The sequence below is a fragment of the Streptomyces sp. NPDC000348 genome, assembly GCF_042898795.1.
Taxonomy (GTDB): Bacteria; Actinomycetota; Actinomycetes; order Streptomycetales; family Streptomycetaceae; genus Streptomyces.
Genome location: NZ_JBIAZD010000018.1, coordinates 92,178 through 107,977, shown reverse-complemented (window position 1 = coordinate 107,977; position 15,800 = coordinate 92,178). Strand labels below are relative to the sequence as shown.

The following is a 15,800-nucleotide window of genomic DNA, read 5'->3' as shown; positions in this document are numbered from 1 at the left end:
CCGCCCGTGGCGGCTTGCGGGCACGCGGGCCGGCACGGCAGGGTCGGGGTGTGCCGACTCTGCTGATCGTCCACCACACGCCCTCGCCGAACTGCCAGGCGATGTTCGAGTCCGTCCTCTCCGGCGCCACCGCCCCGGAGATCGAGGGGGTCCGGGTGGTGCGGCGGGCGGCGCTGTCCGCCACCGCCGCCGACGTCCTGGACGCCGACGGCTATCTCCTGGGCACCCCGGCGAACCTCGGCTACATGTCGGGGGCGCTCAAGCACTTCTTCGACCAGGTCTACTACCCGTGCCTGGACACCACCCGGGGCCGGCCCTTCGGGTACTACGTGCACGGCGGGAACGACGTCACGGGCGCGGTGCGGGGCATCGAGTCGATCACGACGGGCCTCGGCTGGCGCCGCGCGGCCGACGCCGTGACCGTCACCGGCGAGCCGGACCGGGCCGCCGGTGAGCGGTGCCGGGAGCTGGGCGCCACGGTCGCCGCGGGCCTGATGGAATGAGCCCGCCCGGGGCGCGTCAGGTCTCGTCCATGCGCCGCCGGTCCTGCTCGTCCCAGGCCCGGGTGTCGCGCGGCTGCGTGTACGGCTCCGCCTCGGGCGGATGGCCCCCGGCGATGGCCCGCTGCCGGGCGATCTCCGCGTCGAACTCCAGCCCCAGCAGAATGGCCAGGTTGGTGATCCACAGCCAGATCAGGAACACGATGACACCGGCCATCGTGCCGTACGTCTTGTTGTACGACCCGAAGTTGGCGACGTAGAGGGCGAACCCGGCGGAGGCGACCAGCCAGATCAGCAGCGCCAGGAAACTGCCCGGAGTGATCCACCGGAACCCCTTGACCTTGGCGTTCGGGGCCGCCCAGTACAGCAGCGCGATCATGACGACGACCAGGACGACCAGCACCGGCCACTTGGCGATCGACCACACGGTCAGCGCGGTGTCGCCCAGACCGAGCAGGTCGCCCGCCTGACGGGCCAGTCCACCGGTGAAGACCACGATCAGCGCGCTGATCACGGCCAGTACCAGAAGGGCGACCGTCACCCCGAACCGCACCGGCAGCACCTTCCAGACCGGGCGCCCCTCGGGCATGTCGTAGACCGCGTTCGCCGAGCGCATGAACGCCGCCACGTAGCCCGACGCCGACCAGACGGCCAGCAGCAGGCCGACGACCGCCACGAGCGACCCGATGCCCGCCCTGCCCTGCAGTTGCTGGACCGCCTGGGTGATGATGTCGCGGGCCGCGCCGGGAGCGGTGAGTTCCTTGAGGTTCTCCAGCACCTTGTCCGTGGTGGACCTGCCGGTGAGGCCCAGTACCGACACCAGGGCCAGCAGCGCCGGGAACAGCGACAGCACGCCGTAGTACGTCAGCGCCGCGGCCCGGTCGGTGAGCTCGTCGTCCTTGAACTCGCGCAGACTGCCTTTGAGCGCCGCGCCCCACGCCCCCTTCGGCAGCTTGCCCGGTGTGTCCGGTGCCGCCCGCTCCACCGCGTCGCTCGGCCCGGGATCGTCCGCCGCCGCATCGGTCCGGTGACCCGGACGGGACTCGTCCGTCGCGCTCTCGTCGGCCTGCCGGCCGTTCATCCCAGGGATATGCAGCTTCATGCCCTCCCGGGTAACCAGGCGCCGGTGCGCTAAGCCGGGGACCCGGGCTTCGGCCTGGTCGGAAAGGGGTTGTGGGAGCGTTCCCAGGGATGCAGGATGCCAGGCATGACCGAGTCCCCCAGGATCCGCCCGTACCGCCGAGAGGACCGGCAGGCCCTCGACGACATCTGCATCCGCACCGCGCACAACGGCCAGGACAGCCGCCCCCACTACACCGACCCCGGTGTCTTCCCCGACACCTTCGCGGCGCCCTACGTCCATCTGGAGCCGGAGCTGGCCTTCGTGCTGGACGACGGCCGGGGCCGGGCGGTCGGCTACATCGTCGGCACCGCCGACACCGTCCGCTTCGCCCGGGCCTTCCGCGCCGTGTGGCTGCCGCTGGTCGCCGACCGCCACCCCGAGCCGTCCGGGCCGCCGGCCACCCCGGACGAGGTGATCGCCCGGCTGCTGCACCACCCCGAGCGGATGATCGTCCCGGAACTGGCCGCCTGGCCGGCCCACCTGCACATCGACCTGCTGCCCGACTGGCAGGGGCGCGGCCACGGCCGGCGGCTGATGCGGACCTTCCTCGAAGCGCTGCGGGACGGGGGAGTGCCGTCCGTCCACCTCGTCATGGCGACGGCCAACAAGCCCGCCCGGGCCTTCTACGACCGCATGGGCTTCGAGGAGATCGACGCGCCGATGGACGACTCGGTCGTCTGCCTCGGCCGTACGACGCACGACCTCGACGGGATCTGAGGGGCCGCGCCCGCCTCCGTCGAACGCGTCGAATGCGCCACGGCCGGCGCGGAAGCGGCGCGAATGCGCGTTGCCGCCCCGCACCGAGGGGCGCGGCCTGTGAATTGGGAGCGCTCCCACGGTGGCCGTGGGAGCGCACGCCCGCACCCCCGCGGCGGGAAGGGGGAACTCGCGACTTGGCATGGTCATGATATATTACCGTTCCGGTTCCGTCCGGCGCTCGCCCTGAGCACCGTCGCCGCCGTGCCGCTCTGCCTGGTCCCCTGGAGCGGCACCGCCGTCGCCCACGGCTCGGTGGCCGACCCCGCGTCCTGCAGCTACGGATGCCGGCAGCGCCGGGGGAGCGACTTCCAGAACCCGGCCATGGCCCAGCAGGACCCGATGTGCCGGCAGGCGTGGCAGGACGACCCCAACGCCATGTGGAACCGGAACGGCCTCTACCGCAACGGCTCCGCCGGCGACTTCCAGGCCGTCGTCCCCGACGGCCGGCTGTGCAGCGGCGGGCACACCGAGGGCGGCCGTTACGACTCCCTGGACACGGTGGGCGCCTGGAAGACGACGGACGTCGACGACAGCCTCACCGTCCGGCTGTACGACCAGGCCGGCCACGGCGCGGACTGCTTCCTCGTCCACGTCACCCGGCAGGGCTTCGACCCGCCGCCCGGCAACCGGGCCGGGACGACCTCCAGCCGGTGACCCGCACCGGCGCGTACGCGCCCGGCCGGAACTGCTCGATCCCGGTGAGCACCTCCGGTCTCAGCGGCCGCCACCTCGTCCACACGATCCGGCGGGCCTCGCACATGGACCAGACGTACTTCCTGTGCAGTGACGTGAACTTCGGCTGAACCGACGGCACTTCACCGCTCCCGTCCCCGAGTCCCCGCCGGAACGCAGGAGTCCGGCGGGGACCGGCGCGTGCGGGGCCGGGCTTCTCCGAGGTTCCGCGAAGAATCCGTGACTCCTTTGAACGCACGGCGGTCCGTCTGCGTACGGGGCGTGGGAATCCCCTGCCACCCCCCGCGACAGAAGCGTAGGAGCACCGTCTTGGCACGCAACACACGCAGACGCCCCAAACAGCGCGCGACGCTCGCCGCCTTCGCCCTGATCCTGGGCGGAGGCGGGATGATGGCGGCCAACGTCTACGCTTCCGCGACCGAGGAGGGCGCGCCGGGCGACGGCCGGGTCCTCTCGGGCGCCACGATCGACTGCCCGGACGTGGCCACCCGGCTGACGTCGGTGCCGCAGGAGGCGCGGGCGGAGGTCGACGGGGAACTCGCCGCGCTGGACGCGCAGATCGCCGACGCCTACAAGCGGCTCGGGGAGTCGGCCGAGGCCCTCCGCCAGGATCCGGGCTTCGCGGACAACGTGATCGCCGGGCCGCTCGAGGAGAAGCGTTCCGCGACCCTCGCGCGCATCGCGGCCGCCGTCGACCGGGTCGGCGACCGGCCCGCGGGCCTCGAGGAACTCGCCGCCTGCGCCGTGCGCGAGTCCGGCAACGCCCCCGCGCAGCCGGACGCCGGGCAGGAGGGCGCCGGGCAGGAGGGCGCCGGCGGCGAGGGCGAGCAGGCGGGCGGCGGAGACGACGGCCAGGACCAGCAGGGCCGGGACCAGGGCGGGAACGGTGGCCAGGCCGGCAATGGGCCCGTCGCCGGCGACTACGTCGACATCAGGAGCGTCCGGCCCGACGCCGCCGAACCGGAGCGGACGGAGAACGCCTCCCGCGGCACCTTCACCAGCGAGTGCGGCGTCAACGAGAACGGTCTGTTCAACTCGGACAACGTGATCGCCGCCCCGGGCGTCGGCAACGGCGCCCACCACTTCCACGACTACATCGGCAACCAGGCCACCAACGCCTTCTCCAGCGACGAGGACCTGGCGCAGGCGGACACGAGCTGCGCCGACCAGGGCGACAGGTCGTCGTACTACTGGCCCGTGCTGCGGCTGCAGAACGGGACCCGGGAGCAGGACGCCGACTCCCCGGGCGGCGGCATCGAGGGCAACGCCGGTGAGATCGTCACGCCCAAGGAGGTCACACTGACCTTCGTCGGCAACCCGCGGGGCGCGGTCACCGCCATGCCGCGGCTGCTGCGGATCATCACCGGCGACGCCAAGTCGTTCGTCAACGGCCCCGCCAACGCCAACGCCTCCTGGAGCTGCACCGGCTTCGAGGACCGGCAGCTGACGGACAAGTACCCGCTGTGCCCGCAGGGCAGTGACGTGGTGCGCACGTTCGACTTCCAGAGCTGCTGGGACGGCCGCAACATCGACAGCGCCAACCACCGTACGCACATGGCGTTCACGGACGCCGAGGGCAACTGCCCGTCGGGCTTCGAGCCGGTGCCGCAGCTGGTGCAGCGCATCGTCTACGACATCGACGCCCCGAGCCTCGACGACGGCGGCGAGACGACCCCCCTGTTCGCGGTGGACTCCTTCCCGGAGCAGCTGCACAAGCCGATCACGGACCACGGAGACTTCATCAACGTCTTCGACGAGGACCTGATGAACGAGGTCGTCGACTGCATCAACGAGGGCCGCACCTGCGGTGCCGGCAACGGTGGCGGCGGCGAGCCGAGCGAGGAGCCCCAGCAGCCGGAGGAACCCCAGGAACCCCAGCAGCCGGAGGAGCCCACGGCCACGCCCGACGACCCGGGCCAGGGCGACGGCGACGGTGACGGCGGCAAGCCCGGCGACGACGGGGAGCAGGGCGGCGACGGACAGGAGCAGCCGTCGAAGACCCCTGCCGCCGGGGAGCCCGCGGAGGGCGGCGGCGCCGCACAGTCCGAGCAGCCCGATCAGCCCGACGTCAAGGCTTCCACCCCGGCCGAGGACGCCGCGGCCGGGAACCAGGACGGCGCCGAGGGCGGCGAGGACGGGGGCGGCCAGGCGGCCCAGGCCGCCGAGGTGCCCGGCAGTCTCCCGGAACTCGGATCCGAGGACGGCACCGGGGCGCGGGCCGGGGCCGGCAGTCTCGCCGAGACCGGCGCCGGGCTCTGGCCCGCCGCGGTGGGCGGAGTGCTGGTGGTCTTCGGATTCTTCGTCCTGCGGAGCGTACGGCGCGGAGCCTGATCCGGCGCGGCGGGTGAACGGCGGCAGGACCCCGCCAGGGGCCTGCCGCCTCTCGCGTTTCCCCCCTTCCGCACCGATGTGCGGCGTGAGCGTGAAGGCGCGGGCTCATCGCTTCGGGGCGCCGGCCAGGGCGTCCGGCCCGCCGGCCGTGGAGGAGCCGGCCCGTTCGGGCAGGGCACGCAGCCGGCGCGGGCGTCCGGGCACGCTCAGCGCGCCGGACCCCAGGGCGACCCCGGCGCCGACCAGGACGCTGCCCACCGCCTGTGCCGCGCCGTAGGAGCCGGTGCCGACGAGCGGCGCGGTGCACGCGGCCGCCACCGGGATCAGCCCGGAGAACAGGGTGGCCCGCTCGGCGCCGATCCGCTGCACGCCCGTGTACCAGCACACGAAGCCGATGACGGTGACCACCACCGCCTGCCACAGCAGCGCCGTCGTCTCGGTCCCGTCCGGGCGGCGCAGCCACGCGGACCCGTCGAGCAGCAGCCCGGCCGCCGCCGACTCGACCGCGGCGACGCCGCACACCGTGGCGGACAGCAGGCGGGGACCCAGCGGCCGCAGCACGGGCACGGCCAGTACGGCGAACCCCACCTCCCCGACGAGCGCGCACAGCGAGAAGGCGAGGCCCGCCCCGTCCGTACGCCCCCAGCCCTGCACGGTGAAGGCGCCGACGGCCACCGCCGACGCCCCGTACAGCACCGCCCGCCGCGGCCGCCGGCCCTCCAGCAGGGGGACGAGGACGGCGACCACCACGGGCGCGCAGCCCACGAAGACGCCGGGCACCGCCGGTTCCGCGGTCCGCTCCGCGGCCAGGACGGCCAGGTTGAACCCGACCATGCCGACCGCGGCGAGCAGCGCCAGGCGGGCCCACAGACGCGGCGGGAGCGACCGCAGCCTGGCGGCCGTGCCCCGGCCGGCCAGGGGGAACAGCAGCAGGCAGGCCAGTGCGTACCGCAGGAACTGACCGCCCGCGTACGGGTAGTCGCCGAGGACGCTGTTGGCGGTGAAGGAGCCTCCGACGAGGACACAGGCGAGCGCGGCGAGCAGGGCCCCGCGCGTGGTGACGGTGTTCATGGCACCGACGCTAGGAAGGACGGCGGCCCGCCGAGAGGTCCACTTCCCTCCCGCTGTCGGGGACCAATCCGGCGGGGAGGCCGCTCCTTCTCCCCCCGGAGCCGGCGTCCGGCCTCCCCGACGTCCCGGCGCCGGTTCCGGGGACGGCCCGGTACGTGTGACACTTGGCGCCAGGGCCGCGGTGCCGTCCGAAGGGGAAGCGCCGGCCGGCCGTGAGAGGGGGAGTTGCCGTGGACAAGGGGACGGTGCGCGCGCACGGGGGCACGGACGCGGCGGAGGCCGCGCGGCACGCCCGCTTCGGACGCCTCCCGGAGCCGGTCCGGGTGGAGGACATGGTCGAGGAACGCCCGGCCACCGTGCCGGACCCGGCCCGCCACGCCTACGACCCGGACGAGTGGCTGGTGCGCTACTGCCTGTGAGACCGCCGCGGAGGCGTGCGGGCCCGCCGCCACGTCCTCGTGCGGGGGGGGGCGAGCCCGGCCGGCCGGGGTGCCGGACGCCGAGCCGGGACCGCTGCCCGGCATCGGCCGCGGCGCCCGCCACCCGCGCCCCGCCCGTCCGGCGACCGGCGGCCGGGCGCCGGTCAGCGCCCGGACCGCCAGTCGTACGCCGTCAGCAGCAGCGCCACGTCGTCCGGGCGGTCCTCGGTCCGGCGGGCGGTCCTGATCAGCTGGTCGGCGAGCTCCTCGACCGAGTCGGTGCGGCTGCAGGCCAGACAGCGGCGGACCACCTCGATGCCCGTCCCGATGTCGCCACCGGGCGTCTCGACGAGCCCGTCCGTGTACAGCGCGAGGACGCTGCCGGGCGCCAGGGTGAGGGCCGTGACCGGGTAGTCGGCCTCCGGCTGCACCCCGAGCAGCACGCCGCCCGGCAGGTCCAGGCTCTCCGTGTGCCCGCCGGGATGACGCAGCAGGGGCGGGGGATGTCCCGCCCGCACGGCCAGGGCGCGGCCGGTCGCCGGGTCGAGCTCGACGTAGCAGCAGGTGGCGAAGAGGTCCGTCGCCAGCTCCGTCAGCAGCCGGTTGGTGTGGGTGATGACCTCCTGCGGCGGCCGGCCGCTGGCGGCGAAGGCGTGCACCGCGCTGCGCAGCTGCCCCATGACGGCGGCGGCCCCGACGCTGTGCCCCTCGACGTCGCCGATGACCAGCGCCACCCCCCGCCCGGTCCTGATCACGTCGTACCAGTCGCCCCCGATGGCCATGCCCTGGGTGCCGGGCAGGTAGCGGCCGGTGGTGAGCAGCCGGTCGATGGCGGGCAGCCGGTGCGGCAGCAGTCCCTCCTGCAGTCCCCGTGCGACGGCGGACTCCGCGTCGTAGAGCCGGGCCCGCTCCATCGCCTGCGCGGTCAGACCGCCCAGCGCGGTCAGCGCGGTGCGCTCCTCGGGAGTGAACCGGTGCGGCGCGCTCCAGCCGAGGATGCAGGAGCCGACCGGATGGCCGGAGGCGATCAGCGGCAGGAACGCCCAGGCGTTCATCGAGTCCAGGACGAGCTGGGGATAGGCGTTGAACAGCGCTTCCGGCGATTCGAAGAAGAGCGGGAGCCGGGTGGTCAGGGCGTGCACACCGGGCAGGTTCGCGTTGAGCGGCACACCTTCGAAAGCATCGAGGAAGTGCTCCGGATAACCGGACTCCCACAGCAGGTACATCCGGTTGTCACGGATCGTGTACAGGGCGATCTCCTGCGCGCCGAACGCGGGCAGCAGCTGCTCGGCGACGGCCCGGCACACGTCCCGGACGGTGACGGCCTCGGTCAGCACGCTGGCCATCTGCACCACGTGGTAGAGCGCTCCCGCGCGGGCCGTCGCGACCGGCTCCGGCGCCGCCGCGGCCTCCTGGCCGGCGGGTACCAGGCCCTGGCCCGGTTCGGCCCCGGCGGGGGCGCCGGTGAGGAAGACCCGGCCGGTCAGCCCGTGCACCCCGGGGTAGAGCACGAACCCCAGCCAGACGCCGTCCGGGTCGTGCACCAGGTACGACACCGGTTCCTGGGACAGCATCGCGGCCCGGTAGCGGTCCTCGTAGGCCGGATCGCTCAGCCAGGTGAGCACGTCCCACGGGTGGTGGCCGAGCATGTGCTCCAGGTCGCAGCCCAGCAGCTCCTGGCAGTGGCGGTTGGCGTAGACGATCCGGCCGTCCTGGTCCAGGGAGAACACCCCGTCGGGCAGCCGCTCGGCGGCCTCCGCCGCGGTGACCCCGCCGGCCGCGTCGACGAGGGCGCCCACCAGCAGCCGGGTGGTGCCCTGCACCCGCACGACGTGACCCCACAGTTCGACCGGCCGGTAGCGGATCCGCCCGTCGTCCCCGGTCTGGTCCAGCACGCGGAAGCGCCGGCCCCTGATCTGCCCGGTGTCCGCCGCGTCCCGCCGACCCGTCCGCAGTTCGTACAGGTCGTCGGGGCACACCTGGCCCTCGACCTCCGCCATGGTGCCGCCGAACTCCTCCCGGACGAGACCCAGCAGGGACAGCGCGTCGTCGTCCCCGGACCACCGGTCGCTGCCCAGGTCCCATTCGACCATGCCGACCGACACGGCCCGGGCGGGCGGCGTGGGCAGCCTGACGCCGACCGGCTGGTCGTCGTAGTCGATGCCGTACGCGACGGCGTCCGGGCCCTCCCGGCCGGGCACCCGGCGGGCGAACTCGGTGAGACGCCCCTCCATGTCCCGCCCGGCGTCGCGCAGCGCCGCCCGCACCTCCCGCTCGTCCACCGGCTCCCCGGCGGCCGTCCGCAGGACGCACAGGACCCCCACGGGTTCGCCGCCGACGTGCACCGGGTGGAAGGCGGAGCCGAACGAGTACGGCAGCGCGGCGGTGAACTGCGGGAAGCGCAGCATCATGGCCCGCTCGTCCGGCAGCCACAGGCTCTCGCTCCTGCGGTACGCCTCGGACATGGGCAGCGCGCCGCCCACCGGCACCCGCCACCAGGACTTCAGCAGCGACCGGGGTACGCCGGTCACCACGCACAGCACCAGCGAGCGCCGGTCCCGCGAGCGCAGGTACACCAGTCCGCCGTGTCCGCCGATGCCCTGGACCGCCGCCACCACGGGCTCCGCGAGCGCGTCCTCGAGCCGGGCCGCCGGACGGACGGTCCGGAACTCCTCCGCGCCCGGGTTCTCCCCGGCGCCGTCGCCCAGCACGCCCGCCGGCCGCTCCCCGCGCGGTGCGGCGGCTGCATCATCCATGTCGCGCCCTCCCGGTGCGGACGCACGGACCTTCGTTCGCTTCCCACCAGGATGTGTCATGCCGGGCGGTCCGGCGCGGCGGAGCCGCAACCTTCTGGGCATCCCGCTCGTCTCACCCGATATCAGAAGGATGCGAGCCCAGGGGGCTGAAAATGCTTCGAAAGAGAACAATCTGTGCGACTCTCGCACTCGTGGGCGCCACACTGGGCACGGCTGCCGTCCCGGCCGTCGCCACCCAGGCGACGGCGGCCCGGGCCGCGGCGTGCCCGACCGGCTGGGGCAGCCTGCCCAAGTCCGTCCCCGGGAGCACGTCCACGCCGGTACGGGACGTCAGGACCGGGCGGCACGCCTGCTACGACCGCATGGTCGTCGATCTGCCCGGTGCCGCGCGCGGCGGCCTCGGCCACGTCGTCCAGTACGTCGACCGCCTCCACCAGGACGGGTCGGGCCGGTACATTCCCGTCTCCGGCGGCGCCGTGCTCGAGGTGCGGGTGGCCGCGCCCTCGTACGCCCCCGAGAGCGGCGAGCCCACCTATCCCGCGCGCGCCGGACGCCCCCTGCCGGGCGTGGACCTCACCGGGTACCGCACGTTCAGGGACGCGCGGTTCGCCGGCAGCTTCGAGGGCGAGACCCAGATCGGGCTCGGCGTGCGGGCGCGGCTGCCGTTCCGGGTGCTGCGGCTCGAGGACCACCTCGTGATCGACGTCGCCCACGGCTGGACCGGCGGCCGCTGAGCGACCGCCGGGCGGTCACCGCTCCAGGGTGCCCGTCTCGCAGACCCGGCGCGCCACCTCGCGCAGTTTGGTGTTGGTGCGCTGGGACCGGGTGCGCAGGAGGTCGAAGGCCTGGTCCTCCGTCATCCGGTGGCGGCCCATCAGGATGCCCATCGCCTCGCCGATCAGATGCCGCGTGGCGATGGCGTCCTGCAGCTGGGCGTCGGTCTTGGCGGTGGAGAAGGCGACCGCCGCGTGGGAGGCCAGCAGCCAGCCGGCCGTCTCGCTGTCCTCGGTGAACATGCCCGGTTTGTAGGAGTACATGTTGAGGGCTCCCAGCTCCTCCTCCCGGGTGTACAGCAGGAAGCCCATCATGCTGCCCACCCCGAGCTCCCGGCAGCGCGGCACGAAGGACGTCCAGCGTTCGGGTTCCGCGGTGAAGTCGGGGATGCGGAAGACGCGTTCGGCCCGGTCGGGCCGGGCCGCGTCGTAGCAGGGCCCTTCGCGCAGGCGCTCCTGGAGGCGGTCGCTCTCGGTCACGAGCTGCGCGGTCGGCGCCAGCGAGGTCACCCGGTCGCCCCGCAGGACGAGGATCCCGGAGGCGTCGCAGCCGTCGACGAGCTCCACCGCCTTGCGCGAGATCTGCTCCAGGGTCGAGTCGAGGGTGTGCTCGGCCAGCAGGTCACGCGCCATGGAGGCCATCTGTTGCGCGAAGTTCCGCCAGTCCACCGTCCGCCTCCCTGGTTGCCGCAGTCAGCACACACCGCCCCTACCCCGCACCGATGTGCGGCACGCCGGTGAACGGCCCGATCCGGGGCAGACGGCGTATGCGATCTTCGGGGGCCCGGCCGGGCCCCCGGGCGCACGTCCTGCCGGCCGCGAGAGAGGAACCACCAGGGTGACCATGCCCCAGCGCCGTACGCGTCCCGGGCACCCCGGGCGGCGCTTCGACCTGCGGGCGACGGCCGTGTTCTTCGGCCTGCTCGCCACGGCCCTGATCGTCGGCGGCTTCGCGGTGCGCGCGCTGGCCGGAGTGGTGCAGCGGCGCCCGGTGTGGGCCGTCGTCCTGCTGTGCGTGGTCGTCGCGGTCCTGCTGGCCCACGGACGCAGACGGCGCCGGCTGTCCGCGGCGAGGATCGCCCGCCGGGCGGGCGAGGCCCTGGAGCAGGGCACGTCGACGGCGCTCGACGCCCTGGACGAGCCCGTCCCGTCCCCGCTCCCGCCCGTGATCCCCGCACCGGCCGAACCGTACGACGACGTCCTCCCCACGGTGGTCGCGCCCGCCGTCCCGGGCATCGACCACGACGCCCTGAGCCCCGAGGAGTTCGAGGCGGCGATAGCGGACCTGTGCGTGCGGGACGGCTGTGCGCGGGTGGAGGTCGTCGGGGGAGCGGGGGACCTGGGCGCCGACGTGACGGGCCTGACCCCCGACGGCCGCCGCCTCGTCGTCCAGTGCAAGCGCTACGGCGGCGACAACAAGGTGGGTTCGCAGGACCTCCAGCGCTTCGGCGGCACCTGCTTCACCGTCCACGGGGCGGATGTCGCCCTCGTCGTCACCACCAGCGACTTCACCGCGCCGGCCGTCGAGTACGCCGAGCAGTGCGGCATCGTGTGCGTGAACCGCGACGCCCTGCTCGCCTGGAGCGAGGGACGGGCGCCCGTACCCTGGGCGGCGGGCGCGGACGGGGCGTAGGCCCGGTTGTCAGTGCCGGATGCCACCCTGCCGGTATGGACGAACTGGAGTTCATGCGCGGCAGGGTCTACGGGGCGGACCACGACGATCCGGGCCCGCGCGAGGGGCGGTCGTACGTGGAGCTGGCCGGGGGCCCGCTGGACGGTCTGCTGCTGGACGTCACCGGCCGCGGCGAGACGGAACTGCGGCACGGCGTCGGCCTGCCCACCGAGCTGGGCCGCTACGGCGCGGGCGGCCGCGCGGTGTACGTGCCCCGCGGCGCCGGCGCCCGGGTGTACGACTGGCGCGGCGACACGCCCTAGCCGTCCGGCCGGGTACGGGGGACCGGACCGGGGCAGGTGTAGCGGTGGACGCCGGCGGGGCGCCGGGGGCGCGAGGAGGACGGAGCGAGCCATGGGACTGCTGACGGAAGGCGGCTCGGCACTGCGCGACCGGATCGGTCACGCGATCTTCTCCCGGGTCGCCGGTCCGGACGGCCCGGACAACCGCGCGCGCATCCACGGCACGCCCGGCCCGCGCTGGTTCGGCCCCGACCGGCCGGTCAGGAGGGTGCACGGGGACGCGTCGATGTTCATCGGCGGACTGGCGGCCCTGCTGCTGCAGTCGCTCCACCCGCTGGCCATGGCCGCCGTCGCCGGGCACTCCGGGTTCCGCGGCGACCCCTGGGGGCGCCTCCAGCGGACCAGCACCTTCCTCGCCGTCACCACGTACGGCACCGCCGACAGCGCCCAGCGGGCCGTCGACCGGGTACGGGCCGTCCACGGGACGGTGCGCGGCACCACCGCCGACGGCGAGGAGTACCGGGCGTCCGACCCCCGGCTGCTGTGCTGGGTGCACACCGCCGAGGTGGACATGTTCCTGCGCGCCCACCAGCGCTACGGGGCCCGCCCCCTGGACGACGAGGGCTGTGACGCGTACGTCGCCGACATGGCGCGCATCGCCACCGCGCTCGGCGTGCCCGACCCGCCGGTCGACCGCGCCGGACTCGCCGAGCGGCTGGCCGCCTACCGCGGCGAGCTGCGCGCCACCCCCGAGGCGCGCTCCGCCGCCCGCTTCCTGCTGCTCAACCCGCCCGTCCCGCTGCTCGCCCGGCTGCCGTACGGCGTCCTCGCCGCCAACGCCGTGTCCCTGCTGCCCGGCTGGGCCTCCCGCGCGCTGTGGCTGCCCCGCGTACCCCCGGCCGAGGGCGTCTGCGTACGCCCCCTGGGTACCGCCGTCACCGCAGGCATCCGCTGGGCCCTGACCCCCACCCGCGAAACCACCACCTGACTCCGTACACCGGCCGCACCGGTCGCGTCAGCCGCGGGCAAGTCGTGCCTCCCCCAGTGCCTCAAAGGCCTGGGAGGCGCCCCCCCCAGGGCGGCACGGGTGGGCGATGGGGGTCCCCCGCTCGAGCGGAGCCGAGAGCGGGGGAGGCACCCCGCGAGCGCCGGGCCGCGCGACCCACCCCCGGCCCGCACCGACACGGGGCCCCCATGGCGCCGGGCGGCGCACCCCCGCCCCGATACAGGCCCGCCGGTTGACCCCCGCCAGAAGGGGCACTCAGTGCTGACCGACGTCACGCGCGGACACAGGAGGTCGAAGTGGCGGTTCGCCATCGTCTGATCAGTGCGAGCCCGCAGTCCGTCTGGGCCGTCCTGGAGGACGGCACCCGGTACGCGGACTGGGTGGTGGGCACCTCCTCGTCGAAACCGGTGCGCGGACACTGGCCGCAGCTCGGCTCGGCGATCGGCTTCGAGGTCCGGTTCGGGCCCCTGAGCCTGTCCAACGAGACCGTCGTCCGGCGCTGTCTGCCGGGCGAGGCGCTGGAGCTGGAGGCCAAGGCCGGCCCCCTCGGCACGGCCCGCATCGCCATCGAGCTGCGGCCCTGGGGCGACCACTGCCTGGTCATCGTGGACGAGCACCCGCTGAGAGGGGCCGGCGGCGCGGTGCACAACGTGGCCGTGGAGGCCCTGATCCAGATCCGCCACCGCGCCATGCTCGCCAGGCTGGCGAGGATCTGCGAGACGGACGAGGCCGAGGCGGAGCGCCACCGCCCTCTCGGCCAGGTGGTGTCACCGGACCACGACGGGGGAGGCGCCCGTGCCTGACGCCGTGGTGATCGGGGCCGGCCCCAACGGACTGGTCGCGGCCAACCTGCTCGCCGACGCCGGCTGGAGCGTCGAGGTGCTGGAGGAGCAGCCGGAGCCGGGGGGCGCCGTGCGCCACGACCGGGGCGCCGACCCCGAGTTCGTCAGCGACCTCTGCAGCTCCTTCTACCCGCTCGCCGCCGCCTCCCCGGTCGTCTCCGGGCTGCACCTGGAGCACCACGGGCTGCGCTGGAGCCATGCTCCGCACGTGGTCGCGCATCCCCTGAGCGACGGCCGGTGCGCGGTCCTGGACCGCCGCGTCGACGTCACCGCCGACTCGCTGGAGGCCTTCGCGCCGGGCGACGGCGCCGCCTGGCGCCGTCTGCACGACATCTGGGAGAACCTCCGGCCGGACCTCCTGGACGCCTTGTTCACCCCCTTCCCGCCGGTCCGCTCCGGGCTCCGGCTGGCCGTCGGGCTGCGCGGCGCGGGCGGGTTGCGCATGGCGCGCACCCTGGTCCTGCCGGTGCGCCGCATGGCGGAGGAGGAGTTCCGGGGCGAGGGCGGAGGACTGCTGCTGGCCGGGAACGCGCTCCACGCCGACCTGGCCCCGGAGGCCGCGGGCAGCGGCGGCTTCGGCTGGCTGATGTCGATGCTCGGACAGACCTACGGCTTCCCCGTGCCGGCCGGCGGCGCCGGAGCCCTCACCCAGGCCCTGGCGCGCCGGCTCGAGACGCGCGGCGGGGTGCTGCGCTGCGGCAGGCGCGTCGACCGGATCCTGGTCCGCGACGGCCGGGCGGCGGGGGTGCGCACGGCCGACGGCGAGACGGTCGCGGCCGGCCGCGCCGTCCTCGCGGACGTGGCCGTGCCCGCCCTGTACCGCGAACTCCTCGGCCCCGAGGACGTTCCCGCCCAGGTGCTGTCCGACCTGCGGCGCTTCCAGTGGGACTTCGCCACCTTCAAGGTCGACTGGGCGCTGGACGGCCCGGTTCCCTGGCGGTGCGAGCAGGCTGCGGGCGCCGGCACCGTCCATCTCGCGGACGGCATCGACGAACTCACCCGCTTCGCCGCCCAGCTCGCCACCGGCAGCGTCCCGGACCGCCCCTTCTGCCTGTTCGGCCAGATGACGACCGCCGACCCTTCCCGCTCCCCGCGGGGCACCGAGTCCGCGTGGGCCTACACCCACGTGCCCCACGACGTCACCGGCGACGCGGGCGAGGACTCGCTCACCGGCGCCTGGGACGCCGGGGAGCAGGAACGCATGGCCGACCGCGTGGAGCGCCAGGTGGAACGCTTCGCGCCCGGCTTCCGGTCCAGGATCAGGTCCCGGCGCGTCCTCGCCCCGCCCACCCTCCAGTCCCTCGACCGGAACCTGTACGGCGGCGCCATTAACGGCGGCACCACGGCCATGCACCAGCAACTGTTCTTCCGCCCGGTCCCCGGCACCGGGCGACCCGAAACGCCCGTCAAGGGCCTGTACCTGGCGTCCGCCGGCGCCCACCCGGGCGGCGGCGTGCACGGCGCGCCGGGCGCCAACGCCGCACGCGCCGCGCTGCGCCGTGCCTTCGCGCCCGGCCTGGCCGGAGCGCAGCGGCTGCTGGCCCGCCGCGACCGCACCGGCCGCCGGCAACCCGGCAGGCGCGGGAACGGCGGTGGATGACCGGTGCGCACGA

General features: G+C 74.7%; 14 protein-coding genes and 1 pseudogene. 11 read left to right on the top strand and 4 right to left on the bottom strand.

Features of this window, described 5'->3' with window-relative positions; genetic code table 11:
• The first annotated feature begins 50 nt into the window (after positions 1-50).
• Complete coding sequence (locus ACFY3N_RS29025; protein WP_390819726.1) at positions 51-503, top strand: flavodoxin family protein; 453 nt, start codon at positions 51-53, stop codon at positions 501-503.
• A gap of 16 nt (positions 504-519) precedes the next feature.
• On the opposite strand, the gene ACFY3N_RS29020 is transcribed toward ACFY3N_RS29025, so the two are convergent.
• Complete coding sequence (locus ACFY3N_RS29020; RefSeq protein WP_390819725.1) at positions 520-1,602, bottom strand: YihY/virulence factor BrkB family protein; 1,083 nt, start codon at positions 1,600-1,602, stop codon at positions 520-522.
• Between the two features lie 105 nt (positions 1,603-1,707).
• Here ACFY3N_RS29020 and ACFY3N_RS29015 point away from each other — a divergent pair, with 105 nt between their 5' ends.
• From ACFY3N_RS29015 to ACFY3N_RS29005, 3 genes and pseudogenes are all read left to right on the top strand, one after another.
• Positions 1,708-2,340: a GNAT family N-acetyltransferase gene (locus ACFY3N_RS29015; RefSeq protein WP_390819724.1), complete on the top strand. Its 633-nt coding sequence runs from the start codon at positions 1,708-1,710 to the stop codon at positions 2,338-2,340.
• A 192-nt stretch (positions 2,341-2,532) separates the two neighbouring features.
• Positions 2,533-3,185, top strand: a pseudogene (locus tag ACFY3N_RS29010) (lytic polysaccharide monooxygenase).
• A gap of 277 nt (positions 3,186-3,462) precedes the next feature.
• Positions 3,463-5,406 carry a DUF1996 domain-containing protein gene (locus tag ACFY3N_RS29005; protein WP_390819778.1) on the top strand — a complete coding sequence of 648 codons (1,944 nt, stop codon included), beginning with the start codon at positions 3,463-3,465 and terminating at the stop codon, positions 5,404-5,406.
• 105 nt (positions 5,407-5,511) lie between these two features.
• Here the strand turns inward: ACFY3N_RS29005 and ACFY3N_RS29000 are convergent, their stop codons facing one another.
• On the bottom strand, positions 5,512-6,477 hold the full coding sequence (locus ACFY3N_RS29000) for a DMT family transporter (RefSeq protein WP_390819723.1): 966 nt from the start codon (positions 6,475-6,477) through the stop codon (positions 5,512-5,514).
• Between the two features lie 230 nt (positions 6,478-6,707).
• Between ACFY3N_RS29000 and ACFY3N_RS28995 the strand changes: the two genes are divergently transcribed.
• On the top strand, positions 6,708-6,896 hold the full coding sequence (locus tag ACFY3N_RS28995) for a hypothetical protein (protein WP_390819722.1): 189 nt from the start codon (positions 6,708-6,710) through the stop codon (positions 6,894-6,896).
• Positions 6,897-7,060: 164 nt separating this feature from the next.
• Here the strand turns inward: ACFY3N_RS28995 and ACFY3N_RS28990 are convergent, their stop codons facing one another.
• Positions 7,061-9,652, bottom strand: coding sequence for a SpoIIE family protein phosphatase (locus ACFY3N_RS28990; protein ID WP_390819721.1), 2,592 nt, complete (start codon positions 9,650-9,652; stop codon positions 7,061-7,063).
• A gap of 152 nt (positions 9,653-9,804) precedes the next feature.
• Here ACFY3N_RS28990 and ACFY3N_RS28985 point away from each other — a divergent pair, with 152 nt between their 5' ends.
• Positions 9,805-10,386, top strand: a complete 582-nt coding sequence (locus ACFY3N_RS28985; protein ID WP_390819720.1) for a hypothetical protein — start codon at positions 9,805-9,807, stop codon at positions 10,384-10,386.
• 15 nt (positions 10,387-10,401) lie between these two features.
• Here ACFY3N_RS28985 and ACFY3N_RS28980 read toward each other — a convergent pair whose 3' ends face one another.
• Positions 10,402-11,094 (bottom strand): GAF and ANTAR domain-containing protein, encoded by a 693-nt coding sequence (locus tag ACFY3N_RS28980; protein ID WP_390819719.1) that lies wholly within the window; start codon positions 11,092-11,094, stop codon positions 10,402-10,404.
• A gap of 169 nt (positions 11,095-11,263) precedes the next feature.
• On the opposite strand from ACFY3N_RS28980, the gene ACFY3N_RS28975 reads away from it, so the two are divergent.
• The 5 genes from ACFY3N_RS28975 to ACFY3N_RS28955 all read left to right on the top strand — a co-directional run bounded on the left by ACFY3N_RS28975 (position 11,264) and on the right by ACFY3N_RS28955 (position 15,787).
• Positions 11,264-12,058, top strand: coding sequence for a restriction endonuclease (locus tag ACFY3N_RS28975; protein WP_390819718.1), 795 nt, complete (start codon positions 11,264-11,266; stop codon positions 12,056-12,058).
• Between the two features lie 35 nt (positions 12,059-12,093).
• Positions 12,094-12,360 carry a hypothetical protein gene (locus ACFY3N_RS28970; RefSeq protein ID WP_390819717.1) on the top strand — a complete coding sequence of 89 codons (267 nt, stop codon included), beginning with the start codon at positions 12,094-12,096 and terminating at the stop codon, positions 12,358-12,360.
• A gap of 91 nt (positions 12,361-12,451) precedes the next feature.
• Positions 12,452-13,327 carry an oxygenase MpaB family protein gene (locus ACFY3N_RS28965; RefSeq protein ID WP_390819716.1) on the top strand — a complete coding sequence of 292 codons (876 nt, stop codon included), beginning with the start codon at positions 12,452-12,454 and terminating at the stop codon, positions 13,325-13,327.
• 314 nt (positions 13,328-13,641) lie between these two features.
• On the top strand, positions 13,642-14,148 hold the full coding sequence (locus ACFY3N_RS28960; RefSeq protein WP_390819715.1) for an SRPBCC family protein: 507 nt from the start codon (positions 13,642-13,644) through the stop codon (positions 14,146-14,148).
• Positions 14,141-15,787, top strand: a complete 1,647-nt coding sequence (locus ACFY3N_RS28955) for a phytoene desaturase family protein (protein ID WP_390819714.1) — start codon at positions 14,141-14,143, stop codon at positions 15,785-15,787. The genes ACFY3N_RS28960 and ACFY3N_RS28955 overlap by 8 nt, the downstream gene beginning before the upstream one ends.
• Positions 15,788-15,800: the final 13 nt, after the last annotated feature.